This is a genomic window from Roseovarius indicus, assembly GCF_008728195.1.
Classification (GTDB): Bacteria; Pseudomonadota; Alphaproteobacteria; order Rhodobacterales; family Rhodobacteraceae; genus Roseovarius; species Roseovarius indicus.
In genome coordinates this window covers 3,689,086-3,715,981 of sequence record NZ_CP031598.1, presented here as the reverse complement: position 1 = coordinate 3,715,981, position 26,896 = coordinate 3,689,086, and the positions used below count along the sequence as shown (strand labels likewise).

21 protein-coding genes and 1 tRNA gene are annotated in these 26,896 nt (G+C 65.4%); 15 read left to right on the top strand and 7 right to left on the bottom strand.

Annotated features, from left to right (window positions below):
* Positions 1-403 precede the first annotated feature (403 nt).
* Genes RIdsm_RS17815 through RIdsm_RS17795 form a run of 5 tightly spaced genes read right to left on the bottom strand, consistent with a single transcriptional unit; the run spans position 404 to position 5,214 of the window.
* Positions 404-1,435: a siderophore-interacting protein gene (locus RIdsm_RS17815; RefSeq protein WP_057816969.1), complete on the bottom strand. Its 1,032-nt coding sequence runs from the start codon at positions 1,433-1,435 to the stop codon at positions 404-406.
* Positions 1,432-2,226: an ABC transporter ATP-binding protein gene (locus RIdsm_RS17810; RefSeq protein ID WP_057816968.1), complete on the bottom strand. Its 795-nt coding sequence runs from the start codon at positions 2,224-2,226 to the stop codon at positions 1,432-1,434. Before RIdsm_RS17810 ends, RIdsm_RS17815 begins: the two co-directional genes overlap by 4 nt.
* Complete coding sequence (locus RIdsm_RS17805; RefSeq protein ID WP_074940409.1) at positions 2,226-3,203, bottom strand: FecCD family ABC transporter permease; 978 nt, start codon at positions 3,201-3,203, stop codon at positions 2,226-2,228. The genes RIdsm_RS17810 and RIdsm_RS17805 overlap by 1 nt, the downstream gene beginning before the upstream one ends.
* On the bottom strand, positions 3,200-4,186 hold the full coding sequence (locus RIdsm_RS17800; protein WP_057816966.1) for a FecCD family ABC transporter permease: 987 nt from the start codon (positions 4,184-4,186) through the stop codon (positions 3,200-3,202). The genes RIdsm_RS17805 and RIdsm_RS17800 overlap by 4 nt, the downstream gene beginning before the upstream one ends.
* Positions 4,183-5,214, bottom strand: coding sequence for an ABC transporter substrate-binding protein (locus tag RIdsm_RS17795; protein WP_057816976.1), 1,032 nt, complete (start codon positions 5,212-5,214; stop codon positions 4,183-4,185). The genes RIdsm_RS17800 and RIdsm_RS17795 overlap by 4 nt, the downstream gene beginning before the upstream one ends.
* Positions 5,215-5,526: 312 nt before the next feature.
* Between RIdsm_RS17795 and RIdsm_RS30205 the strand changes: the two genes are divergently transcribed.
* The 13 genes from RIdsm_RS30205 (at position 5,527) to RIdsm_RS17735 (ending at position 21,378) form a co-directional block, all read left to right on the top strand.
* Positions 5,527-5,700, top strand: a complete 174-nt coding sequence (locus RIdsm_RS30205) for a hypothetical protein (RefSeq protein WP_160325856.1) — start codon at positions 5,527-5,529, stop codon at positions 5,698-5,700.
* Complete coding sequence (locus RIdsm_RS17790; protein WP_057816965.1) at positions 5,700-6,794, top strand: CaiB/BaiF CoA transferase family protein; 1,095 nt, start codon at positions 5,700-5,702, stop codon at positions 6,792-6,794. Before RIdsm_RS30205 ends, RIdsm_RS17790 begins: the two co-directional genes overlap by 1 nt.
* A gap of 222 nt (positions 6,795-7,016) precedes the next feature.
* Positions 7,017-8,192: an ABC transporter substrate-binding protein gene (locus tag RIdsm_RS17785; protein WP_236553260.1), complete on the top strand. Its 1,176-nt coding sequence runs from the start codon at positions 7,017-7,019 to the stop codon at positions 8,190-8,192.
* Between the two features lie 101 nt (positions 8,193-8,293).
* The gene (locus tag RIdsm_RS17780) at positions 8,294-10,456 is read left to right on the top strand and encodes a YbhB/YbcL family Raf kinase inhibitor-like protein (RefSeq protein ID WP_057816963.1); all 2,163 of its coding nucleotides are present in this window, start codon (positions 8,294-8,296) and stop codon (positions 10,454-10,456) included.
* A 16-nt stretch (positions 10,457-10,472) separates the two neighbouring features.
* Entirely contained in the window at positions 10,473-10,877 is a 405-nt protein-coding gene (locus RIdsm_RS17775; RefSeq protein WP_057816962.1) for a hypothetical protein, read from the top strand.
* A 12-nt stretch (positions 10,878-10,889) separates the two neighbouring features.
* On the top strand, positions 10,890-11,843 hold the full coding sequence (locus tag RIdsm_RS17770) for an alpha/beta fold hydrolase (protein WP_057816961.1): 954 nt from the start codon (positions 10,890-10,892) through the stop codon (positions 11,841-11,843).
* Between the two features lie 32 nt (positions 11,844-11,875).
* Entirely contained in the window at positions 11,876-13,213 is a 1,338-nt protein-coding gene (locus tag RIdsm_RS17765; RefSeq protein WP_074940415.1) for an ABC transporter permease, read from the top strand.
* A complete protein-coding gene (locus RIdsm_RS17760; RefSeq protein ID WP_074940418.1) occupies positions 13,210-14,628 on the top strand; it encodes an ABC transporter permease in 1,419 nt (472 codons plus the stop codon). Before RIdsm_RS17765 ends, RIdsm_RS17760 begins: the two co-directional genes overlap by 4 nt.
* A 9-nt stretch (positions 14,629-14,637) precedes the next feature.
* Entirely contained in the window at positions 14,638-15,327 is a 690-nt protein-coding gene (locus RIdsm_RS17755; RefSeq protein ID WP_057816960.1) for a bacteriorhodopsin, read from the top strand.
* A 32-nt stretch (positions 15,328-15,359) separates the two neighbouring features.
* A complete protein-coding gene (locus RIdsm_RS17750) occupies positions 15,360-17,579 on the top strand; it encodes a flotillin family protein (protein WP_057816959.1) in 2,220 nt (739 codons plus the stop codon).
* 20 nt (positions 17,580-17,599) lie between these two features.
* Positions 17,600-18,070 (top strand): hypothetical protein, encoded by a 471-nt coding sequence (locus RIdsm_RS17745; RefSeq protein ID WP_057816958.1) that lies wholly within the window; start codon positions 17,600-17,602, stop codon positions 18,068-18,070.
* Positions 18,067-19,926, top strand: coding sequence for a hypothetical protein (locus tag RIdsm_RS17740; protein ID WP_057816957.1), 1,860 nt, complete (start codon positions 18,067-18,069; stop codon positions 19,924-19,926). Before RIdsm_RS17745 ends, RIdsm_RS17740 begins: the two co-directional genes overlap by 4 nt.
* 138 nt (positions 19,927-20,064) lie before the next feature.
* Positions 20,065-21,378, top strand: a complete 1,314-nt coding sequence (locus tag RIdsm_RS17735; RefSeq protein ID WP_057816956.1) for an MmgE/PrpD family protein — start codon at positions 20,065-20,067, stop codon at positions 21,376-21,378.
* Positions 21,379-21,382: 4 nt separating this feature from the next.
* Here the strand turns inward: RIdsm_RS17735 and RIdsm_RS17730 are convergent, their stop codons facing one another.
* Positions 21,383-22,315 (bottom strand): LysR family transcriptional regulator, encoded by a 933-nt coding sequence (locus RIdsm_RS17730; protein ID WP_074940420.1) that lies wholly within the window; start codon positions 22,313-22,315, stop codon positions 21,383-21,385.
* 310 nt (positions 22,316-22,625) lie between these two features.
* On the opposite strand from RIdsm_RS17730, the gene RIdsm_RS17725 reads away from it, so the two are divergent.
* Positions 22,626-25,670, top strand: coding sequence for a caspase family protein (locus tag RIdsm_RS17725; protein ID WP_057816954.1), 3,045 nt, complete (start codon positions 22,626-22,628; stop codon positions 25,668-25,670).
* 325 nt (positions 25,671-25,995) lie between these two features.
* Here the strand turns inward: RIdsm_RS17725 and RIdsm_RS17720 are convergent.
* A tRNA-Cys gene (locus RIdsm_RS17720) sits at positions 25,996-26,069 on the bottom strand.
* A gap of 147 nt (positions 26,070-26,216) precedes the next feature.
* On the opposite strand from RIdsm_RS17720, the gene RIdsm_RS17715 reads away from it, so the two are divergent.
* Positions 26,217-26,870, top strand: coding sequence for a protein-L-isoaspartate O-methyltransferase family protein (locus RIdsm_RS17715; RefSeq protein ID WP_057816953.1), 654 nt, complete (start codon positions 26,217-26,219; stop codon positions 26,868-26,870).
* Positions 26,871-26,896: the final 26 nt, after the last annotated feature.

Here is a 26,896-nt window from a genome sequence, read left to right as displayed (position 1 = left end):
TTCGCTCGGCACGCATCCGCTTTTGGCTGCGACTGGTCATCAGCTGCGTCTCGGACAAATGTCGGCTCTGGGCCGCAAGCGTCTCTTGGGTACTTCGAAGCGAACGGTCGGAAGGTCCGCTGCACCGACCTTCACTCCACATCCAGCGAACGACCGCCCGTGCCTCCGACCTATCCCCGCCACGGTCGCGATGAAGGAGCATGTCCATCGAACCGCAGGGAGGTCCGCAGCCGGGCCATCCCCGCCCGTTGCGCCGCCCCCCACATGTCGCGTGTTGCGCCGGGTCCGCCACATTAACCCACGCCTCCACAGACCCGGAAACCGACGCGATACCGACGTAATACCGACGTGATACCGACGTCGGAATCCCTTCAAAACAACGCCGTTAACCTTCGAATCGCGGTCAGGCGGTCCAATAGGCGGAAAGGTACATCTCCTCCCGGCCCAGCCCCGCCTCCTCGCGGAAGTGGCGCCGTGCGGCCCGGACGATGCCCGCCTCCGCCGCCAGCCACACGAACCGGCTTTCCCCCGGCCCGGGCAGCGTTGCGGCCAGCATATGCTCAAGCAACGGCTCATCCTCGCCCCGCCTCAGCCATGTCAGGCGCATACCCTCCGGCAGGGGCATATCGCAGCGGTCGGCAGGGTCCGCGGTCTCGACGAAAACCTCGCCGCGGCGGTCCGTCGGCGCGTGCTCCAGGATGCGCCGGATCGCGGGCAGGGCGGTTTCATCTCCGCCCATAACCATATGATCCGCCTGCGGAAAATCACCTCCACCCGGCCCCATGATGCCGACCGTATCGCCCGGTTTCGCGGCCTTCGCCCAGCCCGTCGTCTGCCCGCCTTCATGTTCGAAAACATCAAAGGTGAACCAGCCCTCCTCGGGGTTCAGCTCCACGAACGTATAGGCCGCCCGGTGCAGTTTGTCCGCCCCGTCAGGCCAGACCGTCCGGCCCTTGTCGTTCACTTCCGGCCAGCGCGGCACCGGCCCCGGGGCCAGCAGCAACGAGAAATGCATCCCCCCGCTCAGCAGGTTGCAGATCCCCTCGCAACGCATTGCCACCCTTAGGAAATTCGCCGACACCCGCCGCACGTCCAGCACCGTGCCAAGGTGAAAATTCGGCGGCCGCACATTCCGCGCCACCTCCCCCTGCCACTCCAGCGCCGCACAGGTCTCCGGACTGATCTGGTCGAGCACCACCAGCACCCCTTCGCGGGCCTGGTGCAACTGGGCGGAATTGCCCGCCCGGATGTCGAGCGAGAAGCCCGCGCCGTCAAGTTCCAGTGTCACCCAAGCCTCGGAAAACGTTGCAGAAAGCGCCGTTTCTCCCAGGTCTGTCGGCAGATCGTAGGCGCGCAGGTACCCGGCCGCCTGGCGCAAAAGATCCTCGGGCGGGGCACCGTCGAAGCGGGCGGTGCTATGGTGGCTGTCGTTCACGCGGGAACCTCCCTGTCAGGCATGTCGAGCGGCACGACCATCGGCGTGCCGGTCACCGGGTCTGGCATCACCTTCGCCGTCAGGCCGAAGGCCGATGAAAGGTTGTCCGGCGTCAGCACCTCGCCCGGCGCCCCGGCCGCGATTACACCGCCATTCGCCAGTAAAACAAGGTGATCCGAGTAGCGCGCCGCCAGGTTGAGATCATGCAACACGCTGACCACCGCCGTCCCCGACCGCCGGTTGAGCCGCCGCAGAAGGCCCAGCACCTCCATCTGGTGCGTGAGGTCGAGATAGGTGGTCGGCTCGTCCAGCAACAGCCACGGCGACTGCTGTGCCAGCACCAGCGCCAGCCACGCCCGTTGACGCTGTCCGCCGGACAGCTCGCCAAGGTCGCGGTCGGCCAGCCCGGTCATGCCGACCGCCTCCATCGCTTGGGCACAGGCCGCGCGATCCTCCTCGCGCCACGGGCTGAGCAGCCCGCGCCACGGCAGCCGGCCCCGCCGCACGAGGTCTGCCACACGGATGCCCTCGGGCGCATGCAGCGATTGCGGCAGGATCGCCAGCCGCCGCGCCAGCGCGCGGGGCGCGAGGGCCGAAACCGCCTCTCCATCCAGCGTGACGGTGCCGCTATGCGCCGGAAGAACGCGCGCCAAAGCCTTGAGAAGCGTGGATTTTCCACACCCGTTGGGCCCGATGATGGCCGTCACCTTGTCGCCCGGGAGCGACAGGTTGAGCCCCTCGATGACCGGCCAGCCATCGTAGGACAGGGTCAGGGCGCGGGCCTCCAGCATCACAAATCTCCTCGGTCCATTTCGCGCGACAGCCGCCACAACAGGTAGGGCGCGCCCAGCAGGCCCGTGGCAACGCCCACGGGCAATTGCAGGCCGGGCAGCGTGGCCCTTGCCAGCAGGTCCGCCAGCACCACGATCAGCGCCCCGGCCGCGGCACCGGCGGCCATCCGCCCGGCCGGGCCGCGCGCCCCGGTCATCCGGGCGCCGAACGGGCCCGCCATCAGGGCCACAAACGGCACCGGGCCGGCCACCGCCACCCCGGCGGCCGCCAGAAGCACCGCCGTGGCCGACACCTGCCAGCGTGTACGCTCGACCCGCACCCCCAGCCCGGACGCCAGCTCTCCGCCCAGCTCCATCGCCATCAGATGCCGCGCCTGTGCAAAGGCCAGCAAGGCCAACGGAACGCCGATGCCCCAGACCTGCCCGGCATGGCCCCAGTCCCGCGCCGCCAGCGAGCCGGTCAGCCAGCGCTGGGCCTCGGCGGCGGCGGTGCCGGGCAGCAGCGTCATCAGGAAGGTGGCCAGCGCGGTCGCCGTGAAGCCCGTGCCAAGGCCGACAAGGATGATCGTCAGCGCCGGCGTGCCGTGGCCCCGGCGATAGGCCAGCAGGCCCACGAGAACAGCAACGACAAGGCCGCCCGCGGCCGCCAGCACCGGCGCCGGCAGGGCGATGCCGAACGCGATGCCTGCGATGATCGCAAGCCCGGCGCCCGCGTTGAACCCCAGAAGATCGGGCGCGGCCAATGGGTTACGGAACAGCGTCTGGAAGATCGTGCCCGAGAGGCCCAGCACGGCGCCTGCGCCAAGGGCCGTGGCCACGCGCGGCCCACGGATCGTGTCGAGGATCAGCGCGCCGGGCCCTTCGCCGGTCACCAGGCCTTGCCAGAGAACGGACGGGCCGACATCGAGCTGACCATGTAACAGCGCCGCCACGGTCGCCAGTCCGAGCAATCCGGCGAGCAGTATCACCCTCTTCATGACATCGCTCCCGGGCGCAGCCGCCGTGCGATCCAGATGAAGAGCGGCCCGCCCAGCAGTGCCACCATGATGCCTGCCCGCACCTCGCCCGGCGCAAGCACCAGCCGCCCGGCCACGTCCGCCAGCGTCAGGATGATCGCGCCGAGCGCGGCCGATATCAGAAGCTGCGCGCGCATCGAGGCGCCGGCAGCGGCGCGCGCCAGGTGCGGGGCCATCAGCCCCAGGAACGCGATCGGCCCGGCAATCGCCACCGCCGCGCCCGTCGTCAGCGTCACCGCCACAAGCCCGCCGGCCTGCACGCGCGCAGGCTGCGTTCCCAGCCCGCGGGCCACATTGGCCCCCATCGAAAGCGCCTCGATCAGCGGCGCGATCAGGAAGGCCAGCGCGGCGCCGGCCAGCATCACCAGCGCCATCCCGGCCACCGGCCGGTAGACGGCCTCCGTCAGCGACCCGGCGACCCAGAACCGCAGGATATCGAGCGAGTCCTGCCGGATCAGCACCAGCGCAGTGACCATGGACAGCAGAAGTGCGTTCAGCGCCGCGCCCGCCAGCGTCAGGCGAACCGGCCCGGCCTCGCCCCGCAACCCGCCGCCAAGCGAGAAGACGGCCAGCGACGCAAGCGCCGCGCCGGGAAAGGCGAAGAGGGCCACGGCGCCCTGGTCGCTGCGCCCGAGCACCGCTGCACCCAGCAGCAGCGCAAAGGCGGCCCCGGCGTTGATGCCGAGAATACCCGGATCGGCCAGCGGGTTGCGGGTGAGCGTCTGCATCACGGTTCCGGCCACCCCCAGCGCCGCCCCCGCCACAAGCCCGGCCACCAGCCGGGGCAGGCGGATGGCCATGAGCGTGACATGGGCGGGGTCGTGCAGGTCATAGGCCGTGACGGCCGACAGGGCCTCCGCCAGCGTGATCGACCGCACGCCCGTCGAAAGAGAGAGAGCAACCGATGCGGCCAGCAGAAGGGCGACAAGCAGGGCGCGCCTCACGGTAATAGCCCCGCGGCCGCGGCGGAGGGCACGACCGTTTCCGGATTGCCGTCAAGCGCGGCGACGATCTCCGGTTCCAAAGCTTTCAGGGCAAAAGGCAGCGAGAGGACGCTGCCAAAGGACAGGGCGCCGGCCGTCACCTCGTCGGCAAAGACCTCGCGGCCTTTCAGATGGGCATCAAGCGTCCGGCGCATCGGCAGCGTGGCGATATCCTCGGCACCGCCGAAGGAGGATATCCAGACCAGCAGGTCAGCCTCGAGCGGCGTCAGATCTTCCGGCGAGAGGGTGGTGTAGAAGCCATCGACCGCTGCCAGTTTCCGCAAGCGTTCCGGCAGGGAAAAGCCCAGTTCGGCGAAGAACCGGGCGCGCGTGTCTCCGGGCATGAACGCCCCTGTCTGACCGCCATTCTGCCAGGCGGCGACGGCCGTGGCCCGCTGCCAGTCCGGGTGGCGGCGGCGCATGGCGGCAAACTCGGCCCTGACCGCGGCGACAAGGCCCTCGGCCTTGTCCGATCGCCCGAGCGCCCGGCCGATGCGCCTTGTGTCGGCGTCCCAGGGGCTGCCGAAGGCCGGCTGGTCCCGGCCCTGCATCAGCACCGGGGCGATCTGCGACAGAAGCTCGTACTCGGCGCGCGATATCCCCGAGCCGATGCCGATGATCAGGTCCGGGTTGAAGCCGGCGATCAGTTCTGCCGAGACCTCGCCGGTCAGAACGACCGGCTCTGCGCCGTCGAGATGCGCCTCGGCCCAGGGCCACGCTGCATAGGGGTGCCCCCCGAACCACTCGCGCACGGCCAACGGTGCGACGCCGAGCGCAAGCAGCGGATCCTGTGTCGTGTAGCCCAGAGACACCACCCGGCGTGCCGGCTGCCCGAGTACCGTTTCGCCCCATGGTCCGGAAAAACTCAGCGTTCCTGTGGCCTGGGCGATCGCCGGGGCGGCCAGAACGGCGCACCCGGCGCCCGCAAGCAAGGCTCTTCGGGTGCAGGCCGATGGTCTACGGGCGCGGGAATCGAAGGAAATGGACATGACGCTCTGGACGATCGGCAACGCTGTTTCTCGGGACATCGGCACAGGGCATGCCGACGTTTCTGGAAAGGTGCAGCGGGGTTTCGGGATTGAACCAGATGCCTAGTCGTCACCAATGTCGCGGACCATATCTTCGCCGCCGGGGCGGTTCAAGGTCATGCGGCTCCGGGCGCGGGCCGTGGTATTGCCCGTGTTCGGCAATCCGGCAGGCCATACATTTCAACTATGGCGATCATTCGAAACGGATATTTCCGGAATGACGCGTGATCTTCTTAGATGCCGGGGTTCCCGACCGTTGCGCAAGTTGTTCCGATGCAAGATCTCGCTGACACATATGAAGATATCGGAGACGCCATGCTCGGGCAGGGGGTGCAGGCCCGGCCTGAGTGCCGCGAAGCGCCGCACGGCCGCGTGGTGCTGTTCTGGGACAATGTGAGCCGCTCTTGCCTGTCGGACCACGTGCCCGGCCTGCCGGGGCCGGCCTGATGCTGCCGCTCGAGGGAATCGAGGTTGTCGCCATCGAACAGGCCGTCGCCGCGCCTTTCGCCACGTCCCGCCTGGCGGATGCTGGGGCGCATGTCGTCAAGGTCGAGCGGCCCGAGGGCGATTTCGCGCGGGGGTACGATGAGGCGGTGAAGGGCCAGTCGAGCTATTTCGTCTGGCTGAACCGCGGCAAGGAGTCCCTCACGCTCGACCTTGCGCAGACGGAAGACCGCGCACGGCTGGAAAGGCTGCTGGCGGGGGCGGATGTTCTTGTCCAGAACCTCAAGCCGGGGTCATTGGGTCGGCTGGGCTTTGAACCCTCCCGGCTTCGCGCCGATTATCCGAAGCTCATCCTCTGTTCGATCAGCGGCTATGGCGAGACGGGCCCGATGGCCGACCGGAAGGCCTATGACCTGCTGATCCAGGCGGAATCGGGGCTGTGCTCGATCACCGGCGGGCCGAACGAACCGGCGCGTGTGGGCATTTCCATCGTGGATATCGCAAGCGGCGCTACCGCCCATGCCGCCATACTCGAGGCCCTGATCCGCCGCGGCAGGACAGGGCAGGGCGCCGAGATCAACGTGTCGATGTTCGGCGTGATGGCCGATTGGCTGTCAGTGCCGCTGCTCAACCATGAAGGGGGCAACAGCCCGCGGCGCGCAGGGTTGGCCCATCCGTCGATATCACCCTACGGCGCCTTCCAGCCGGGCAGCGGCCCGCCGATCCTGATCTCGATCCAGAGCGACCGGGAATGGGCGATCCTGTGCCGCGATTTCATCGGCGCACCGGACCTGAGCGACGACCCGCGATTTGCCACCAATGTGCAACGCGTGCGAAATCGCGAGGACACCGATGCGCACGTGGCGCGCGCCTTTGCGCGGTTCAGTGCGGAACAGGCAGTTGATATCCTGTCTCGCAGCCAGATTGCCTTCGCCTCTGTCAATGACATGGCGGGGCTGGCGGACCATCCTCACCTGCAACGTGTGACCGTGGACAGCCCCAACGGCCCGATAAGCTTCCCCGCGCCGGGGTTTGCATTCGCGGATGAACTCCGTCACTACGGGCCCGTGCCGGGGCTCAATCGCAGGAAATCCTGAAGAAATCCCGGACTTTTTGTCTAAGCAGGCGCTTCGCGGCCGGCCCTTTTGGCCGTGGCGCGGCGGTCGGGTCTTCCCATGACAGCCATAGGGCTGCCGTATGACACCTATGTAATATTCTTATTTCTATTGGCTTCACTATGATGGTTCACTTTCCCCAGAGGAGAAGCCGCAAAGGCTATGAACCCAGGGAGGAAAGCCATAATTTCGAATACCGCAGCCGTGCTGCGCGCCGCTACGCTATGCGCGGCGGTCTCCGTCGCTTCGGCCGCCTCGGCCGGCGTAGACGAGTTGCCGCAGGACATTCAGGACAAGCTATACAATCCTGACCTGCTCGACCCGAACCAGCCCATCGGCGACAGCGCCTATCGCGATTTCGTCGCCAAGAACCCGCCGCCCTGGACGATCGGCTATGCCTCGTCCTATGCCGGCAACACGTGGCGCGCGGCCGTGATGGACCGGCTTCAGAACGAGATCATTCCCAAGTGGAAAGATCTCGGCATGATCGACGAGGTGATCATCACCCAGTCGAACCTGAACGACGCCACCCAGATCCAGCAGATCCGCCAGCTCGTCGACCAGGGTGTCGATGCCATCGTGGTGTGCTGTTCCAACCCGACCGCGCTCAATGCCTCGGTCGAGTATGCCTATAACAACGACGTGGCCGTGTTCTCGGGCATCGGCTACCTGACCAGCCCGTATTCGGTGAACTCGTCGGCGAACTTCGTCGTGGGTGGCCGCATGATGGGCGAGTGGATGGCCGAGGAGATCGGTGGCGAGGGCCGCGTGCTGAACGTCGAGGGTATCCCCGGTGCGTCCGCCTCCGATAGCCAGAACGTGGGTATCGAGGCGGCGATGGCGGAATACCCTGATATCGAGGTCAAAGGCCCCATTGCCGGCATGTGGACCGACCAGGTCGCGCAGGCCGAGGTTCAGCGCTGGCTGGCCACCAACCCCGGCAAGCTGGATGGCATCCTGATCCAATCGGCCTCCGAACTCGGCGCACTGCGGGCCCTGCAGCAATCCGGCCGTCCGATGGTTCCGATCACCATCGGCTCGGAAATGGGCGCGCTCTGCTACTGGCGGAACAACCCGGATTACGTGTCGGCGGCGATCCACGCCTGGCCCCCGGGTGACGACTTCGAGATGATCTGGAACATCATGATGCGCACGCTTCAGGGGCAGGGTCCGAAGATCCAGTCGATCCTGACGACGCCCGTCAAGATGACCAAGGAAGAGATGATGGAAGCCATTCCCGAGGATTGCTCCGAGCAGTCGGCAGGCTGGTACCACCCGGGCATCGAGGAATGGGCCGGCAAGGACTTCCTCGACAACTTCTTCCTGCGTCCCGCCGACCCGGAAGCCTATGATCCGGCGTCGCATTCGGCCGCCCAGTAAGGCTTGAAGGCCCGGCCACCGTGATGCGGTGGCCGGGCTGCAAACAAAACTATCCGAAAATCCCGTTTCTTGTGGAATACTGACCCGAGGGGGAGTTAGCCGTGGCGACCGTAGCGGCCGAAATCATCGACGTGCGCAAGACCTTCGGTCCGACCGTGGCGCTTGATCGCGTGAGCCTGCGCGCCTTCACCGGAGAGGTGCACGCCATCATCGGCGGCAACGGCTCTGGCAAGTCGACGCTGGCCAAGGTGATCTCCGGCGTGCTCGTGCCCGATCAGGGGCAGGTGTCGATCTTCGGCAAATCGGCGACGAACCCCTCTGAATCCCGCGCGCTGGGCATCTCGAACGTCTACCAGGAGGTGCTTGTTGCCGATGAATGTTCGGTCATCGACAACCTGTTCCTGGGCGCCGACGGGCTGTTCTCGACCGCGGAGCCCTATGACGAGCGTTACGCCCGCGCCGAGAAGATCATGCGCGAGCTGCTGGGCTTCGATCTCGACCCGGAGACGATCGTTGGCGAGCTGCCGCTGTCGATCAAGCAGTGGATCACCATCGCCCGGGGAATGCTGACCAACCCGCGCGTGCTGATCCTCGACGAAAGCTCGGCGGCGCTCGATTTCGAGGCGACACAGCGGCTGTTCCGGAAGATGCGCGAGCTTACGGCGCAGGGCTGCGCCATCTTCATCGTGACGCACCGGATCGCCGAGCTTGTCCAGATCGCCGACCGGGCCACCGTGCTGCGCGATGGCGTGTCGGTGGGCACGCTGAACAAGGAAGAGATCACCGAGGAACAGATCCTGCACTTGATCGCCGGACCGGAACGCGAAAGCGCGCATTCCACCAGCAAGCCGGTCGAGAAGCAGGCCGACCGCCCGGTGCTGCGCGCCAACGACATGCGGGTCTGGCCCGACACCGCGGCCTTCGATTTCAACCTCTACCCGGGGGAGGTGGTCGGCGTGACCGGTCTCGACGGGCAGGGGCAGGCGGATTTCGTGCAGTCCCTCGCCGGGATCGAGCCCGCGCTGGGCGGGTCGATCCACACCGTGCATCACGGGGTTGCCGAACCGATCTTCGACCTGCACAGCGCCCGGCATAACGGCATCGCCTATGTCTCGGGCGACCGGAAGAAGGAAGGGATCTTCCCGAACCTGTCGATCTACGAGAACATGTGCCTGTCGATCTATCCGGAATATTCTGCCGGCGGGCCGTTCAATTTCGTCAACCGGCAGAAGCTCGACCCGATCTTCGAGCACGAGACCGGCAACCTTGCCACCAAGATGGGCGACCCGGGCAACCTGATCACCTCGCTTTCGGGCGGCAACCAGCAGAAGATCCTGATCGCGCGGTCCTTTGCCGAGCGGCCGCGCGTGCTGGTGCTGAACGATCCGGCGCGGGGCATCGACGTCGGCGCCAAGCTCGATCTCTATCGCAACCTGCGGGCCTTTGCGGCGCGGGGCAACGCGGTGGTGTTCCTGTCGTCCGAGATTGAGGAATTCATCGACCTCTGCAACCGGGTGCTGGTGTTCCGGGGCGGGGTGATCTCCTCGACCTTCGAGCCGCCCTTCGACCCCCATGTCATCCTGAACGCCACTTTCGGCCGCAAGCTTGATGCGGCGATGCCCGGCGAGGATCACCACGAGGAACGCAAGGTCGTCGAATGGCGCCCACGGCACGAGGCCGGCCGCCCCGCCGCGCGCCCGGTGCGCATGCGCCCCGAGATCAACAGGAGGATTGCCATGAATCAATCGGGTTTCCTGCTGCTGGCCCCCGATATCCCGCAGGGCAGCATCATTCCGGACCGGTTTTCCGAAACCAACAAGCGCTCGCCCGCGCTGGAATGGGAAGGGGTGCCAGAGGGGACACAGAGCTTTGCCTTGTCGATCACCGATCCCGACCTGCCGCCGGAGTTCGAGTTTCCGCGCAGCTTCGCGCACTGGCTGGTCTACAACATCCCCGGCGATGCGCGCAGCCTGAAGGAGGGCGCGTCGATGACGTCGGCCATGCCCTCGGGCTCGCAGGAGCTGAACCCCGATTTCGTCACCTTCGGCATCCCCGGCTTCGGGCGCGGCTATGGCGGACCATGGCCGCCCGACCGGGCGCACCGCTACATCTTCACGCTCTACGCGCTCAAGGCGCGGACGCTCGACCTGCCGCCCGATGCCGACCTTCCCGCTTTCGCGCAGGCGATCCTGCCCGTGACGATCGACCAGACAAGTTTCACCGCAACCTATGGCCCGGCCAAAGCGGCGCTGCCCGCGGCCTGACAGACAGGAGAGTACAATGAGCAAATTCGGCAGCAGAAACGCCTTCGACCTTGAATGGGTCGAACGCTGGGCGCGCCTTGTGAACGAGGACCGTGTCCTGCCCCGGATCGGACGGTTCTTCAATGCCCGTTTCGTGCTGGGCGTGGACGACACCGACTACCTACTGGAAATCCGGAAGGGCAAGGTCGAGAAGATTTCCGAAGGGCTCGAACCCTCCGACCTGGGCTACGAGTTCGCGCTGCGCGCGCCTTCGTCGGCCTGGTCGAAGTTCAGCCAGAAAATGCCGCCGCCGATGTTCAACGACATCTGGGCGATGGCGCACCCGCTGCACAAGCAGCTTCACATCGAAGGCAACCAGCTGACCTTTTGGCAGAACCTGCGGGCGCTGACCTGGATGCTGGCGCTGATGCGCGAAGTTTAAGGAGAGCGAGCCATGAACAAGCATGATCCGATCGTCGGCCGCTACGTCTATATCACCTGCCAGGGCAAGACGTACCGGACCTATTACGAAGAAGCGGGCGAGGGCATTCCGATGGTCTGCCTGCACACCGCCGGTGCCGACGGGCGCGAATACCGCCATCAGCTCAGCGACCCGGACATGAATTCGAACTTCCGGATGATCGCGTTCGACCTGCCATGGCACGGCAAGTCGATTCCGCCGGAAGGCTTCCAACTGATGGAGGACGAGTACAAGCTGACCACCAGCTTCTATTCCGAGTTCATCCTCGAATTCTGCCGCGCGCTGGAACTGCACAAGCCGGTGATCATGGGCCAGTCGATGGGCGGCAACATCTGCCTCGAACTGGCACTGCGCTACGAGAACGAATATTCCGCCCTGATCGCGCTGGAAGGCTGCGACCACTCGCCGGGCTGGTGGATCGACCCGCTGCATCACCCCGCCATTCACGGCGGCGAGGCCTGTGCCACGGCCGTGTTCGGCCTGATGGCACCCGACAGCCCGGATGAATACCGCTGGGAGACATGGTGGTATTACGCTCAAGGGGGCCCCGGCATCTTCAAGGGCGACCTGTTCTACTACTCCGTCGACAGCGACTACCGCGACAAGGTGCACAAGATTTCCGGCAAGGTGCCGATCTACTTCCTGACCGGGGAATACGATTTCGCCTGCACCCCCGAGATGACCCAGCGTACCGCCGAGAAGGTCAAGAACAGCGAGTGCATCATCTTCGGCGGCGGCCACTTCCCGACTTCGGAAGACCCCGAAAAGTTCAAGGAAGTGATCACGCCGGTGCTCAAGAAGATCGTGCAGAACGACCCCGAACGCCGGGGCAAATCCTCGCGCGACTGGTCGTCCCGCGGCTCTGACGGGGGCTCGCGCAGCCGCTCGTCCGAAGCCAAGAGCGACCGCCGCGTGATCGATCTCTGACCGGCTTCACCTGAAGAAAGACGACGACACGCATGGCATCCCGCGCCTCATCCGCAAACGCCTACCTGCTGGTGCCCATCGTGCTGATGGCCGCCCTGCTGGGAACAGCGGTCATCCGCGGGCCGAACCTGATCACGGAATCGGGTATCGGCAGCGCCGTCATCGTGGCGGCGCCGGTGATCCTTGCGACCTATGCGCTGATGGTGCTGGCGGTGGCCGGGCGCGGCACGGTCGACCTGGCCGTCGGGCCGCTTCTGGCCTTCATCAACGTTGTCCTCGTCAAGCTCAGCACGGCCGGTATCCTGGCCAGCCCGATCGCGACCTTCATCGTGGCGATCGGGCTGGGCATGCTCTACCAGCTTCTGTTTGCGCTGATCGTGATCTGGGTGCGGGTGCAGCCGATCATCGTGGCGCTGTCCGGGTTCCTGGCGCTCACCGGCATCAACCTCGTGATCCTGCCGCGTCCGGGCGGTGTTGCGCCTGAATTCATGATGGGGTGGGGCGCGGGTACGACGATCTTTTCGCCGGTTCTGGTGATCCTCGTGGTCGCCACGCTGAGCTGGTACCTGTTCACCGCATCGACCTTCTACACCAACCTCAAGATGATGGGCTATGACGAGCGTGCCGCATGGACCTCGGGCATACGCACCGACGTCGTACGCATCGGGGCGCACCTGATCGCCGGCGTCTATGTCGGGCTGGGTGCGATCTGTTACACCGCGCTGATCTCTTCCGGCGACCCGACCCAAGGCCAGAACATGACGCTGACGGCGATTACCGCGCTGGTGCTGGGCGGCGTGGCTTTGTCGGGCGGGCGCGGCGGGGTGACCGGGGCCCTTCTGGGCGCAGTCAGCCTGTGGCTGATCGGGTACGTGCTGGCCACCTTCAACTTCGGCGCGATCCAGGCGTTCATGACGCAGATGGTCTACGGAATCATCCTTGTCCTTTCCCTGCTTCTGACGCTGCTGGTGCCCGTGATCGCGCGCTATGTCAGCTTCATCTCCCCCTGGAGCGCGTTCCTCGTGCTGGGCGTCATCGTCCTCAGCATCATGATGCAGGTCGGCACCTTCGACACCTATGCCGAGGTCGCGCCGGTCGCCGTCGAGGCGGCGACCTCCGAGCGGTATTTCCTGATCGAGCCGGCGCGCGTGGCCACAGACGGGTTCCAGATCTCGGCGGTTCAGGCCTTCGCCCTGATCGCCGGGCTGGGCGCCATCGCCATCGTCCTTGCGGCAAGGCTGGTCGACGCGGAATCCGGCGCCCGCAGGATGGGCCCGTTCCTTTACCTCTTCGTGGCGGTAATGCTGATCGCGCTATTCGTGGCAATTATTGTCCAGCCTGACAGCAGCCTTTTCGGGGTGCCGAAATGACCGGGCGTTCCGATACCAGGGGCCGCGTCTCCGTGCTGCCTATGCCGAAGTCCTTCGCGCTGATCTGGCTGAATATCGGCCTGTCGCTGGTCGTGGCGGCGATCGGCCTGGGCGTGGGGTTCGCGCAGGAGGTCTCGGCCCAGCGGGTGATACTTTTCACCATCCTGACGGCGACGGTTCTCTTCCTGCTGCTCAACTATATCGTGGCCGCCTTTGAGGCCAATGCCGCGGCCCGCGCAGAGGAAACCGAGGAAGAGCAGGAAGACCGCAGCGGCCGCGCGCGCAAGCTCTGGCGCAACAACCGCGTGCTGATCATCGCGATGGCCGGGCTGCTGGTGCTCTACCTGCTGCTGACGGCGGCCATCCCGGAGTTCCGGTCGATCAAGAACCTGATCGGCTTCCTCGTCCTCGAGCTGATCCTGCTATTCGCCTTCAAGGTCTCGGGCCAGTTCGCCTCGGGCCGCAGCGCCTTCATCGGGCTGATCGTACTCTTCGCGCTGATCGTGATCTCGTCCTTCTCGATCGAGGGGTTCCTCTCGGGGCCAAACATCAAGGCGATCCTGCTGTTCGCGGCCTTTCTCGGCATCGCAAGCGTCGGGCAGACGATGGTGGCGCTTCTGGGCGGGCTCGACCTGTCGATTCCCTTCGTGATCGGGTCGTCCAACATCGCGCTTCTGTTCCTGATCACGCTCGGCGTGCCGTCCTTCGTGGCCTTCGGCTTCATACTCGTGCTGGGCGGCATCGTCGGGCTTCTCAATGGCATCATGAGCTTCCGTTTGCAGGGGCAGGCACTGATCGTGACGCTTGGGTCGGGCTTTGCGCTTGCAGGCTTCACCCAGATCATGACTTCTATCGGCTCGCAATTCGCCGGGAACGTGTTCGGGACGGTGCCGAAATGGCTGTCGAACCTGGCGGCGATGAACGGAAAGTTCATCGGCATGAACTTCCCGCCCACCATCGCCATCTGGATCATCATCGCCATTCTCATGATCATCGGGCTGAGAACCACGGCCTGGGGCCGTAACCTCTATGCCCTCGGCGGCAACCGCCGCTCGGCCAGCCTGATCGGCGTGAGCGAGTTCAAGTACTGGGTCGGCTGCTACACGATCTCGGGCGTCTTCGCGGCGCTGACCGGCTCGCTTCTGCTGGGCTGGTCCGGCGGGGCGTTCATCGGGGTGGGCGACCCCTATCTTTTCACCACGCTGGCCGCTGTCGTCATCGGGGGCACCTCGCTGCTGGGCGGCAACGGCGGTTATGGCTTCACCGTGATCGGTGTCCTCGTGCTGCAGGTGCTGACCTCGTTCCTGCAGGGCATCGGGCTCCAGTACGAATGGCAACAGTTCATCTTCGGTCTGCTGATCCTGCCGATGGTCGCTCTTTACGGGCGCTCACCGCATATCCGGGCCACCGTCTGAGGAAACGCAATGTTCACTACTCTCTATACCTCCGCCGACGTGGTCGCCAGCGCCCTGACCGGGCTTGCCCTGATGAGCCTGGCCTCGGCGATGATCTGTTACGTGGGTCTCAGCTGGTCAAACGAACGCTGGCGGGTGCCCGAGGGCTTGGTCGGCACGGCCTGCCTTGCCACGGCGCTTTATTATGCCGGAGCGGCGGGCTTCTGGTTCTCGGGCGGCGAGGCCAGTGCCGGCGTGCGCTTCTCGGCGTGGTACACGGTGCATCCGCTACAGGTGGCGGCGGTCTATTTCTTCGCCCGCACCCAAGGCCCCGTGCCGGTCGGCGTGTTCTGGCGCATCACCGGGGCGGCGCTTCTGATGGTCTTCGGCCGCTGGCTGGGGGATGCCAGCTTCTTCAACCCGACCTTGGGCGCGCTGCTGTCGATCGCCTTCTGGCTCTACATCCTGGGCGAGATGTATTTCGGCGCCATGTCCGAGGCGGTGCGCAAATCCTCGCGCCCCGTCCGCATCGGCTATTTCTGGATCCGGCTGCTGATGACCGTGGGCTGGGCCGCCTATCCGATCCTGCATTTCGTCGACGTCGTGATCGGCGTCGGACAATCGGGCGGTGTGATCGTGCTCTACAGCGTGTTCGACATCGTCAACCTCATCATCCCGTCTCTCATCGTCGTGGCCGTCGCCGGCCAGGACCGCTACTGACCGCCCCCCGGCGTTAAGGAAGGAAACATGTCATGACCGGTGCCGATATCATCGCAATCGTCATCCTGATCACGATCCTGATCGCAGTGGGGGTCTACCTGCTGCACTGGCTCTATCGCCATTCCTCGAAAGACCAGAGTTTCGTCCGAACCGGTTCGGGCGGCGAGCGGGTCGTGATGGGCGGCGGGGCGCTGGTGATCCCGATCGTTCACGACATCACCGTGGTGAACATGAACGCCATCCCGATCGAGATCCGGCGGCAGGGCGAGCAATCGCTGATCACCAAGAACAAGATGCGGATCGACATCACGACCGAGTTCTTCGTGCGGGTGGTGGCGACGGAAGAGGGCGTTTCGGCCGCCGCGCGCACCCTTGGCGCGCGCACGCAGGATGCGATGGCCCTGAAGGAGGTGATCCAGGGCCGGCTGGTCGATGCGATGTCGACCGTCGCCGCGTCGATGACGATGGACGAGATCCACCAGGATCGTGCAGGCTTCATCCGGCAGGTGACACAGCTGCTGGAAGGGGTTCTCGAAAAGAACGGGCTGGAGCTTGAAACCGCGTCGCTCACCTCGCTCAACCAGGCGGATATCTCGGTCTTCGACCCGTCGAACTTCTTCGACTCCGAAGGTTTGACCCTGATCGTGCGGGAAACCGAAGAGCGCCGCAAGCTGCGCAATCAGATCGAGAACGAAACCAAGGTGCAGATCAAGACCCGCGATTTCGAAGCCGAACAACGGGTGATCGAGATCGACCGCGATCTCGAATATGTCCGGCTCGATCAGAGCCGCGACATCGAGACTCGCAAATCTCAGCAGGCCGCGGCGATCGAGGCCGAACGCTCCACTTCGCAGATCGCCATCACCCAGGCCCGCACCAGGACGGAAGAGGAATCCGAGCGCGTCAAGATCGCCAAGTCGCGGGCCATCGACGAGGAACGTATTCGTAGCGAAAACGAAATCCGGTCCTACGAGATCGAGCGACTGCGCGACACCGAGCTGGCCGATATCACCGCGAAATCCCGCCTCGAGACCGAGCGCATCCAGACCCGCCGGCAGGTAGAGTCAGAGCGTATCGAGCGCGAACAGGAGGTGCGCGAGGCGCAGATCAAATCGCGGCTGGAGCTTGAAACCTACGAGGCCAAGAGCAACGCCGAGATCCAGCATGCACATTACCTGTCGCAACAGGAAATCGAGAACGCCCGGATCAACACCGAGAAATTCATCGAGCTGGCCGATGTGACTCGGGAGAAGGAAATCAGCGTCTCGGTCGCGGAATCGGAAACCGAGCAGGAACGCGCGATACTGGCCCGCAAGCTGGCCGTGGAAAGCAACCGGGTCGAGACCGAGGAACAGATCCGTGCCCGCGAAATCCAGCGTGAGCACAAGATCAAGCTGGCCGAGACCGCCAGCTTCCGCGAGATCGAGGATGCCCGCATCGTCGCCGACCGCGAAGTCGAAGAACTGCGGGTGGCCGCGCGGCGCTATATCGAACGGTTCGATATCGAGCGGCAGATGGAAATCGACATCGCCGAGAAAGAGCGACTGATCGCCGTGGTCAACAAGGCCATCGACGAGGCCGTGGCCCGGACCAGCGAGGCGGAGGCGCAAAAGATCCTCGCCCAGACCGAAGAGCAGATCGAGTCGGCCCGCGCCGCCGAGAAGGCCAACCGTGCCAAGACGATCGAGGTCATCGACGCCGAGGCCCGCGCGCAGCGCGAGACCATCAGGCTGGTCAAGCAGGCCGAGGCCGAGAAGAGCGCCAGCGAACAGCGCGCCGAGGGCGACATGGCCGAGGCGCGTGCCGCCGAGTTCCGCTATGGCGTCGATGCCGAGGGCAATCGCAAGCTCAACGAGGCCGAGAACATGCGCAACGACGAGGCGCGGCGCAGCGCCATCCTCGAGGCCGTGGTCAACCGCCTGCCCGAAATCATTCGCGAGCAGGTCAAGCCGATGGAGAACATCGAGTCGATCAAGATCCTTCAGGTCGACGGCCTGCCGGGCCTCAACAGCCCGTCCGAGATGCGCGGTGGCGGCTCGGGCGGCGGCGATGGCACCGGCGGGGGCGGCAGCGTGTCGGATTCGGTGGTGAACTCCGCCATGAAATACCGCACCCAGGTCGCGTTCGTCGACGGGCTGATGGAAGAGATCGGCCTGCCTCTGAAGAACCTCGGCTCGGCCGGCGGCATGTCGTTCCGCAACTTCCCCGAGGTGAAGGGCGGAGACGGCAGTTCCGGCGGCAAGGATGACTGACCGGGCAGGGTGAGACCGCGATGATCGAGAACAACCTCTTCGACCGCCTCGACCGCCACGGGCTGGTGATGGCGATCTGGTCGCCGGCGGTCTTCCTGGCCGCCGCGCTGCTGCACAAGGGCGTGACGGCCGGTGGCGGCGCGTGGTGGATCGGGGCGGGTTTCGCGGTGCTGATCCTCGGCTTTGTGGGCCATGTCATCGTCAATGCCGTACTCAAGACCCGGTTCACGGCGGGCGAGACGGCGCTTGGCATGGTTGCCTTTGCCGTCGGGATCGTGGCGCTGCTGCTCACCGTGCTGGTGGCCCCGGCCGAGATGGCCGAGCGTGTCGTGCTTCCGGTGGCGCTGGGTCTGGCTTCGCTGGTCGTGGCGGTGATCATCTACCTCGTGATAGCCTTCGGGCCGCGCGGCGCCTTCGAGAGGTTCGACGTCATCCGCGACAACAACCTGCGCCCTGCGTCTCGCCTTCCGCACAGGGGTGGGCGCCGGTGACACCGCTGCTTCTCAGTTTGCTCGTGCTGATCGCGCTTTACGGTCTCTATTTCGCGGCCCGCACGGCGCGGGTCGGCGGCCCGCCCGGCGATTTTGCCGATGGCGGCGCGAACCTGCCGGGCTGGGCGGTGATGTTCCTTCTGCCGGGACTGGCCGCGGCCGGGCTGGGGGTGGAGCGGCATTTCGCCATGGTCGGGCGGTTCGGCCTTCAGGCCTCGCACGTTTCGGCCGGGCTGGTGCTTGTTGCCATCGCGGCACTGCTGGTCTGGAACCGGCTTTGGATGGCCACGCGGGTGGCGGGGCTTTCCACGCCCGGTGAAGCACTGGGAAGGTTCTACGATTCCGTGGCGCTTCGGGTGATCGTGATGGGGCTCACCGTGCTTTTCGCGCTGCCTTTCGCGGGTCATATCCTGTCGACGGTGTCCGTCCTGCTCGAGGCGGCGACCGAGGGTCTTATCCCCCGTGCGGCCGGGGTCTGGCTGATCGCCATCGCGCTGGCCATTCCGGCCATTGTCGGAGGCTGGCGGGCGACGATCATGACGCTGGCAATGTATTCCGGGCTTCTGGCGCTGCTGTTGCCGGGGCTGACCATTCTGACCGAGATCACCGCCACCGGCCCGGGTTTTCCGGCGCAACCCATCGGCGTCGCCGACGGCATCCTTTGGGATCGTATCCCCGGTGTCCTGCAGAACTCGGCCGGGATCGGCAAGGCAATGCCGCCTGGCGGGATCTTCACGGCGGCCGCCATCGCGTCGTCATCCGTGGCGCTGCTCGGAATCGTGTTCTCTCCGGCGGTGCTCTATCTCGGCCAGACCGCACCGGCCGGGCGCGGCTTCGGCGTGTCGACCGTGTGGCTTCTGGCGGGGCTTGTCGCGGGCGGCTTCGTTCTGGGCGGCCCGGTTCTGGCGGCGCGGATGGCCGACGGGCCCGTGGCGCTGGCCGGTACGCTTTTCGAAATCGAGCCACTGGCCGGGGCAGGGCTTTTGCTGCTGATGATGATCGGCGGGCTGCTGGCGGTCAGTTTCTTCGTCACCGGCGGGTCCATCCTGATCACGCGCGAGCTCGTGCTGACCTATCTCTTCCCGAAGCTCGATGCCCGGCAGACACGCCTCGGCCATCGTATCGCATTGGGCTTCGCCTTCTTCTTCGTGGCGCTCGCCGCCAGTTTCGCGCCGCTGATCTGCGCCATCGGGGCCAGCGTGGCATTGCCGCTCTCGGTGCAGCTTCTGCCAGCGCTTCTGGGGCTGACATTCCTTCGCGTGATCAGCCGCGGCGCAGTCATGGCGGGGCTCGCCATCGGCTGCCTGATCGTGACCTTCACCGAGCCGCTGGGCCTGATCCTGTTCGAGTCGCTCTTCGTCGAGCTGCCCTGGGGCCGCTGGCCGCTGACCATCCACTCGGCGGCCTGGGGGCTGGCGTTCAACCTGGCCTTTGTCCTGTTGAGCTCGGCCGCCACGCTGCGCGCGCCCGACCGGTTTCAGCGTGACCGCCTGCACGATGCGGTCGAGGCAGCCCTGCCGCCGCGCCAGACGGGCGGGCGGGGGCTTTTGTGGTCGCTGATGCTGCTCTGGGGGTTCCTTGCCTACGGGCCGGGGGCCATCCTCGGCAACACGTTCTTCAGCGAGCCGATCTTTACCGAGCGGTCGGCAGACCTGGGCATCCCGTCGCTCTGGGTCTGGCAGATCCTTTTCTGGCTGCTGGGCGTGCTGCTGGTGTGGTGGTTCGCCTACCGTGTCGGACTGGGCCGGACATCGGCCGAGCGCATCAAGCCGATCACGCTTGGCGCGCCGGAAGACCGGCGCACCCCAGACTGGCTGGCCGCCGGACTGGAGAGGGTCGTAAAGAAGGCCTCGTGATCGATGAGCGAACCAGAGCCATTGCGCAAGGTTATGGCCTGGCCGACAAAGTGAATGGCCCCCAGCCGGGCCGTTCTATCCCCTCTCGCGGTGTGCTATTCGACCTTGCAGACACAACGCCCAAACCGGAGCCCACCCATGGCGTTCATTGACGATCTTGCAGGCCTCGCGCTTCTTCCGCGCAACCAGCTGCCCAAGCACGAACTGCAACTGGCGCGTTATTCACTGCTCGACTGGGTGACCTGCGGTGTCGCCGGTATCGGCGAGCCGCTGGCTGAGAAACTGCGCCAACTGGCAGATCGCGAGGGCGGCAAGCCAGTGGCTTCGGTCTTCGGCGGCGCGCGCGTGCCGGCCCGGATGGCGGCGCTGGTCAACGGGGCAACCAGCCACGCGCTCGATTACGACGATACCCATTTTGCTCATGTCGGGCACCTGTCGGTGGGCATCTACCCGGCAGCCCTCGCCGCGGGCGAGGACCAGGCCGCCAGCGTGGAAGAGGTGGTCGAGGCGTTTCTTGTCGGTGCCGAGGTGGCAATCCGAGTGGGCGTGGTTCTGGGCAGCGCGCATTACAATCTTGGCTTTCACCAGACAGCCACCGCCGGGGCCTTTGGCGCGACTGCAGCGGCGGGCCGCCTTTACGGTCTGGACAAGGACCAGATGCGCACGGCGCTGAGCCTCTGCGCCACCCGCGCATCGGGCCTGAAGTCGCAATTCGGCACCATGGGCAAGCCGTACAATGCCGGTATCGCCGCGGCCAATGGCGTGGAATGTGCGCAGCTGGCGGGGCTCGGCTTCACCTCGGCCGATGACGGGCTGATGGGCGTGCAGGGCTTTGTCGAAACGCACACGCCCCAGCCTGACCCCGGGGCCGGGTGGGTCACGCCGCCGCCGGAAACCTTCCTGTTCCGCGACAACAAGTACAAGCTGCACGCCTGCTGTCACGGGCTGCACGCGATGATCGAGGCGCTCTCCGAGGTGCGGAAGGCGGAGACGCTTGCCCTTTCCGATATCGAGGCCCTTCACCTGCGCACGGCGCCCCGCTGGCTTCGCGTCTGCAACAATCCCGCGCCGCGGACCGGGCTCGAGGCGAAGTTTTCCTACAAGTGGCTTGCCGGTATGACCCTGCGGGGCGATCAGACGGGCAGCGACCGGACCTACACCGACGACATCTGCACCGACACCGAGCTTGCGACCTTTGCCGACAAGGTCACCGTGGAGGGCGACGAGAGCCTGACCGACGCGCAGGCCGAGGGCGCGTTGACCCTCGTGGACGGGCGCAGCCTGACCATCCGCCATGACCTCGATGCGCCGATTCCCGAGGAGGTTCTGGCCGGCAAGCTGCGCGCCAAGGCCGAGGCCGTTCTGGGCCCGCGCGGGGTCGCCATCTGGAACCGTCTCGATCAGCTGGACGGGATGGCTGCGCAGGCACTCGGCGACAGCCTTTCGGATTGACCTCTCAGGCGAGGTTTGCCTGCCAGATGCCCCGCGTGACGAGATCGTCGACCACCTCGCGGCAACACTCCTCGGTTGCGCGGCAGGCGGCGGTGATCCGGTTCACGGCGGACCGGACGAGATAGATCTTCCGGCTCAGTCTCGGGCCCCGGATCGGGCTGCCGAGCAGCTTGCCATCTTCCACGAGGTCGATGACCGCTGCCGGTGAAATGATCGTGTAGCCACTACCCCGGGCGACCAGAGACTTGATCTGCGGCAGAGAGTCCATCTCGAGCGTCACCAGCGGCTTGCGGCTTTCGGCCTGCGCCACCCGGTCGATGAATTTCCGCAGGCCGTGCCGCTTAGATGGCAGCACGAGGAAGGTCGTGATCACGTCCCTCAGGTCGACGGGCTCGCCCGGGGGGGTGTCGAAGGGCCAGTCATCGGCGGCCGAGTAGAACCAAAGCTCCTCGGTCAGCAGAAAGGCCGAGGTGCAATCGCCAAGCCCCGTGTTGTCGTAGAGGATGGCCATGTCGATCTCGCCATTCATCACCCATTCCCGCAGGTGGCCGCTCATTGCCTCGGTCACGCAGAACTGGATTTCCGGCTGCTCCAGGCGCAGCGTCTCGGCCATCGGGATCGACAACGCCATGCAGATCGAGGGCGGCATACCGAACGCGACACGGCCTGCAGGGGAAGAACCGATATTGGCCACGTCGGTGCGGGCATCGTCGAGCAGGCGCTCGATGCGGACGGCGTAGGACTCGAGCCGTTCGCCTGCCTCGGTGGGCGATATGCCGCGGGCCGAGCGCACCAGAAGCTCGGTGCCGAGCGTGGTCTCGAGCGATCTGACCAGTTGTGAAAGCGACGGTTGAGCCACCCCGAGGCTGCGTGCGGCAGAACTCATCGAGCCATGCGCAACGATCTGGCGAAAATACCTCAGTTGTCTTGAGTCCACGATTCTCCTCCTCTCGCGGCCCATAGATCGAGGTTATGGAAGCACTATAGTGTCATGTTGTCCAGAAATAGCTCGGCCTGATTGTGCTTTGGGTCTCGGGCCTGTGCCCTGGCCACGCTCACCACCGCCTCCAAGCGATAGCCTTCCGCCTTATTGCCTTGGCGTGCCTGTTCACGATGCGGTGATCGGCGCAAGGAAACGGCCGCTTTGGATCGTCCAAGTAGACCAAGAGCCGGTCATGCAGTAAATTCCGGCTGGACCACTTGTTACACGAGCAGCACGGGCTGTTCGTCACGCTTGGGAGATGTACGTGCGATTCCTGGTGGCCGCAGTGTTCGTTGTGTTCCTGAGCTCGGCATCCCTTGCCGAGCAACGCGTGGCTCTGGTGATCGGTGTCGGCGAGTACGACGCGCTGCGCCCGCTCAAGAACCCCCGCAACGACGCCCGCGCGATGGACGAAATCCTTTACGACCTCGGGTTCGACGTGGACATGGTCACAGATCGCGATCTGGTCCGTCTGGGCCGCGCTCTGGAGCAGTTCTCGGAAGATGCAGAGGACGCCGATCTCGCGGTCATCTATTTCGCGGGGCACGGGATGGAGGTCGATGGCGAGAACCTGCTCTTCGCGCGCGACGCCGCTGCCGGCAATATCGAGGAGCTGAAGGCGACGGCCCTGCCGCTGGCCGACGTCGTTGCGGCAGTTTCCGCGGCCCGGGCCGGGCTGTTGCTGATCGATGCCTGCCGGACAGATGCGTTCGGTGTGCCGGTCGGCGATGCGAGCCGGGGATCTTTCACGCTCGAAGCGGACGTAAGCCCCGGTCTTGGCCGCATCGGTCGGGCGGACAAGCTGGTATACGCCTTCGCGGCGGCGCCCGGGCAGGGGGCGCTGGACGGGGAGGGGGAGAACTCTCCCTTCGCAGCCGCGCTTGTCCGCCATCTCGGAACGAGCGGGCTGGAGGTTCGCACGGCCCTCACGCTCGTACAGCAGGATGTCTATGACCGGACTCGTGGCGTGCAACTGCCCTACGTGGAAAGCGGCCTTCCGGGGCTGTTCTTTGTCAGCGAGACGCCGGGGGACTTGCCGGAGCGCGAAAGATTGCTGCTTGCGATGGCCGAGATCGACGACACGACCCGCCGCGACGTGGAGCGCGTGGCCAGCGATGCCGATATGCCACTGGCACCGCTCTACGGCGCGTTGCTGGGGTCCGACATTGCGGGGCTGAACCGGCAGGAGCGCGACGACAAGCTGAAGGAGGCGGCCAGCGCCTTTACGAAAGTTCGGGACGAGCTTCGCACGCTGCGATCGGGGGATGACAGGGTTACGGCCCTGCGGCAGGAGGCCGAAGCACACCTGTCGCTTGGTGCCTTTGATACGGCACGGGGCAAGCTGACCGAAGCGGCCGATATCGACGCAACGTCACGGGCCACGCTGCAGGCGAACCTTGTCGAACGCACGCTTTCCGAGGCGGCGACCCATTACCTGAACGGTGGGGCCGCCCAGGCCGAGCTCAGATACCAGCTTGCCAGCGCCGACTATGACAAGGCCATCGACCTGTTCGCGGAAATCGAGGATGACATGATCCCGGCCGACGCGAGACGCCAGCAACTCAACGCGCTCGGGGCACTGGGGCGTATCAACGTCACGCTCGGCAACCTGCCCGGGGCGCGTGAGGCCTTCGAGAGACAGCTTTCGGTGTCCCGGACTGCCAGTGCACAACACCCCGGCGATGCTGACCTGCAACTGGCTCTTGCCCTTTCACGCGACAACCTCGGAGACGTCCTGTTCGAGCAGGGCAGGATCGGTGATGCCTTCGATCACTACCAGGCCGGCCACGAGGTGAGGCTTGCCTTGGCCGAACGCCACCCCGATGACGAGGATATCCGGTTCGCGCTGAGCAACAGTTACGAACGGCTTGGCCGCACCCGTCACAGGCAGGGCGATCTTGCGGCGGCGCACGCGAACTATCTCGACAAGAACCGGCTCGGCTCCGAGATGGCGGCGAGCGAGGCGGAGGGCTATCGGTGGCGGAGGGATCTTTCGATCAGTGACGAACTGCTGGGCGACGTCCTGCAGGAACGCGGCGACCTGCAGGGCGCCCTGGCGCATTACAAGGCGAGCCTCGATCGCATGATCCCGATCCGCGAAGCCAACACCGGCGACTTGGAGCTTGGCCGCTTCACCTCGATCACGCTTGACCGGATGGGGGACGTGTATGCCATTCAAGGCGATTTGCCGGCGGCCCGCAGGAAGTTCGAGGAGAGCCTCGACCTTAGAAAGGCTCTCGTTGCGGCGGATCCTGCCAACACCGACTGGCAGTACGTGCTTGGTATCAGCCACGAGCGTCTCGGTGACGTGTTGACCCGCATGGGCGAGGCTGAGGCCGCAAAGGCCGCCTACGAGGCAAAGCACCATATCGTGTCGCTGCTGTCCGAGGCGGACCCGACGAATGTCCGTTGGTTACGGGACCTGTCCGTCGCCGACGAACGCCTCGGGCAACTGGCGCATGATCGCGGTGATCTGGACGAGGCAATCTTGTACTATCGGCGCAGCCTCGACCGCATGACCCTGGTGCGGGAAGCCAGCCCGACCGACATGGAACTGAACCGCTTCCTGTCGTTCACCCAGGATCATCTGGCCAGCGTCCTGCTGGACAAGGGAGAGACGGATGCCGCGCTAGACCTTTACCGCAATAGCCTGGCGCTTCGCGAGCGGCTTGTTTCGATGGATCCGCAAAATGCGGATTGGCGGTTTATCCTCGGCGTAAGTCACGAGCTTGTCGGCAACGCTTATATGCGGATGGAACAGCCCGCTCGGGCGGTGGCTGCCTACCGGCAGGAAGTGTCTGTCATGTCGGAGTTGCTGAAGAACGATCCCGCGAATCCGCGATGGCGGAAAGTCGTGTCCATCAGCAACGAGTTGCTTGGGGATGCCTATGTGGCGGCGGGCGATCTCGAGAGCGCACTTGGCCAGTACGCAACCAGCCTGTCACGGATGACTGCCGCTCGAGATGCGGAGCCGGGCAACCTGTCGACGCAGCGGTTCACGGCGGTGACGCTGCGCAAGATAGGTGAGGTTCATCTGGCCGCAGGTAAATCCGACGCCGCGCTCGAGGCCTTTACCGACAGCCTTGAAATTGCCAGCCGCCTCGTGGCCTCTGACGCCCGGAATACCCGGTGGCAGAGGGACTTATTCATGGCCCACAAGGGGGTGGCAGAGGCCGGCGGCAACGCAGAACGCAGCATCAGGCTCGCTCTCGAGGCCGCTGACAAGATGAAAGACCTGGGCGGCTGGGCCGAGTCGGATGACGGCATCCTGGACGCCTTGAGGCAGCGCCAACAGGAGTTGGCACGGTAGGAGCCGCACGGAAACTGGTTCCGGTTTGGCCGCTCGTGACGGCTTGGCTTGATGGAATGCGAGGGGCAATCACGCAGCGATGCCGAGTTGCCGGGCGATTCCGGCGGGACGATACTGAGGCCCTTTGGAGCCTGCTGAACGACCGGTCGGGTGTTGCCAATGCTCCGGTCAACCGAATGCGCTGCATTTTTGGGCAACCGGGCGCAAACGAACCGTCGATCCTGCAACGCAAGCACCGGTCGGGCTTCGCGCCAACGCGCATGGCGCAAGCGATCCTGCCTTAGGGTCGGCTTTGAAACCATGCGATACGCTGTCTGTAGGACGGTGGAGGCGAGTACCGGAATCGAACCGGTGTACACGGATTTGCAATCCGCTGCGTCACCACTCCGCCAACTCGCCGCCTAAGAAGTGGTTGCATCGAATTATATGATCGCTCTGCCATGCGCAAGGCCCGACAGCGCCGGTTCGAGGGTTGATTGACATTGTCGGGCGTAGGGATATGTGTCACAACATTCAGGACAGGACTGAACGCAAGAGTTTAGCAACATGACTGACTACGCTGCCCGCCGGACGATGATGGTCGATACCCAGGTCAGACCTTCCGATGTGACCAAGTTTCCGATCATCAACGCGATGCTTTCCGTTCCGCGCGAAGCCTTCGTGCCGGATCATCTGCGCGAGGCGGCTTATATGGGCGACAACGTCGACCTGGGCGGCAACCGGGTGGTTCTCGATCCGCGCACGCTGGCAAAGATACTCGATGCGCTCGACATCCAGCAGGACGAACTGGTGCTCGATATCGGCAGCGCGCTGGGCTATTCGGCGGCCGTGATCGCCCACATGGCGCAGGCCGTCGTCGCGGTCGAGGAAGACAGCGAGATGGCGACCGAGGCGCAGTCGCTCCTGCCCGAACTTGGAGCTGACAACGTTGCGGTTCACGAAGGCCCGCTGACCGAAGGCGCGGCCGAGCACGGCCCCTTTGACGTGATCGTGATCGAAGGTGCCGTGGCGCACCTGCCCGAGGCGCTGACCGATCAGCTCAAGGACGGTGGGCGCATTGCGTGCCTCTTCATGGAAGGTACGCTTGGTGCGGTCCGTATCGGCTACAAGATCGACGGCAAGATGACGTGGCGGTTTTCCTTCAACGCCGGTGCGCCGGTTCTTCCCGGGTTCGAGCGGCATAGCGCCTTTACCCTGTAATTTAACGAGGAGGCCGCAGAGCGCCG

Coding starts and splice junctions, on each gene's coding strand:
- RIdsm_RS17810 (WP_057816968.1), bottom strand. CDS start 2,226: ATGCTGGAGGCCCGCGCCCTGACCCTGTCCTACGATGGCTGGCCGGTC.
- RIdsm_RS17770 (WP_057816961.1), top strand. CDS start 10,890: ATGAACAAGCATGATCCGATCGTCGGCCGCTACGTCTATATCACCTGC.
- RIdsm_RS17795 (WP_057816976.1), bottom strand. CDS start 5,214: ATGTCCATTTCCTTCGATTCCCGCGCCCGTAGACCATCGGCCTGCACC.
- RIdsm_RS17755 (WP_057816960.1), top strand. CDS start 14,638: ATGTTCACTACTCTCTATACCTCCGCCGACGTGGTCGCCAGCGCCCTG.
- RIdsm_RS30205 (WP_160325856.1), top strand. CDS start 5,527: ATGCAAGATCTCGCTGACACATATGAAGATATCGGAGACGCCATGCTC.
- RIdsm_RS17775 (WP_057816962.1), top strand. CDS start 10,473: ATGAGCAAATTCGGCAGCAGAAACGCCTTCGACCTTGAATGGGTCGAA.
- RIdsm_RS17805 (WP_074940409.1), bottom strand. CDS start 3,203: ATGAAGAGGGTGATACTGCTCGCCGGATTGCTCGGACTGGCGACCGTG.
- RIdsm_RS17715 (WP_057816953.1), top strand. CDS start 26,217: ATGACTGACTACGCTGCCCGCCGGACGATGATGGTCGATACCCAGGTC.
- RIdsm_RS17790 (WP_057816965.1), top strand. CDS start 5,700: ATGCTGCCGCTCGAGGGAATCGAGGTTGTCGCCATCGAACAGGCCGTC.
- RIdsm_RS17735 (WP_057816956.1), top strand. CDS start 20,065: ATGGCGTTCATTGACGATCTTGCAGGCCTCGCGCTTCTTCCGCGCAAC.
- RIdsm_RS17760 (WP_074940418.1), top strand. CDS start 13,210: ATGACCGGGCGTTCCGATACCAGGGGCCGCGTCTCCGTGCTGCCTATG.
- RIdsm_RS17745 (WP_057816958.1), top strand. CDS start 17,600: ATGATCGAGAACAACCTCTTCGACCGCCTCGACCGCCACGGGCTGGTG.
- RIdsm_RS17750 (WP_057816959.1), top strand. CDS start 15,360: ATGACCGGTGCCGATATCATCGCAATCGTCATCCTGATCACGATCCTG.
- RIdsm_RS17765 (WP_074940415.1), top strand. CDS start 11,876: ATGGCATCCCGCGCCTCATCCGCAAACGCCTACCTGCTGGTGCCCATC.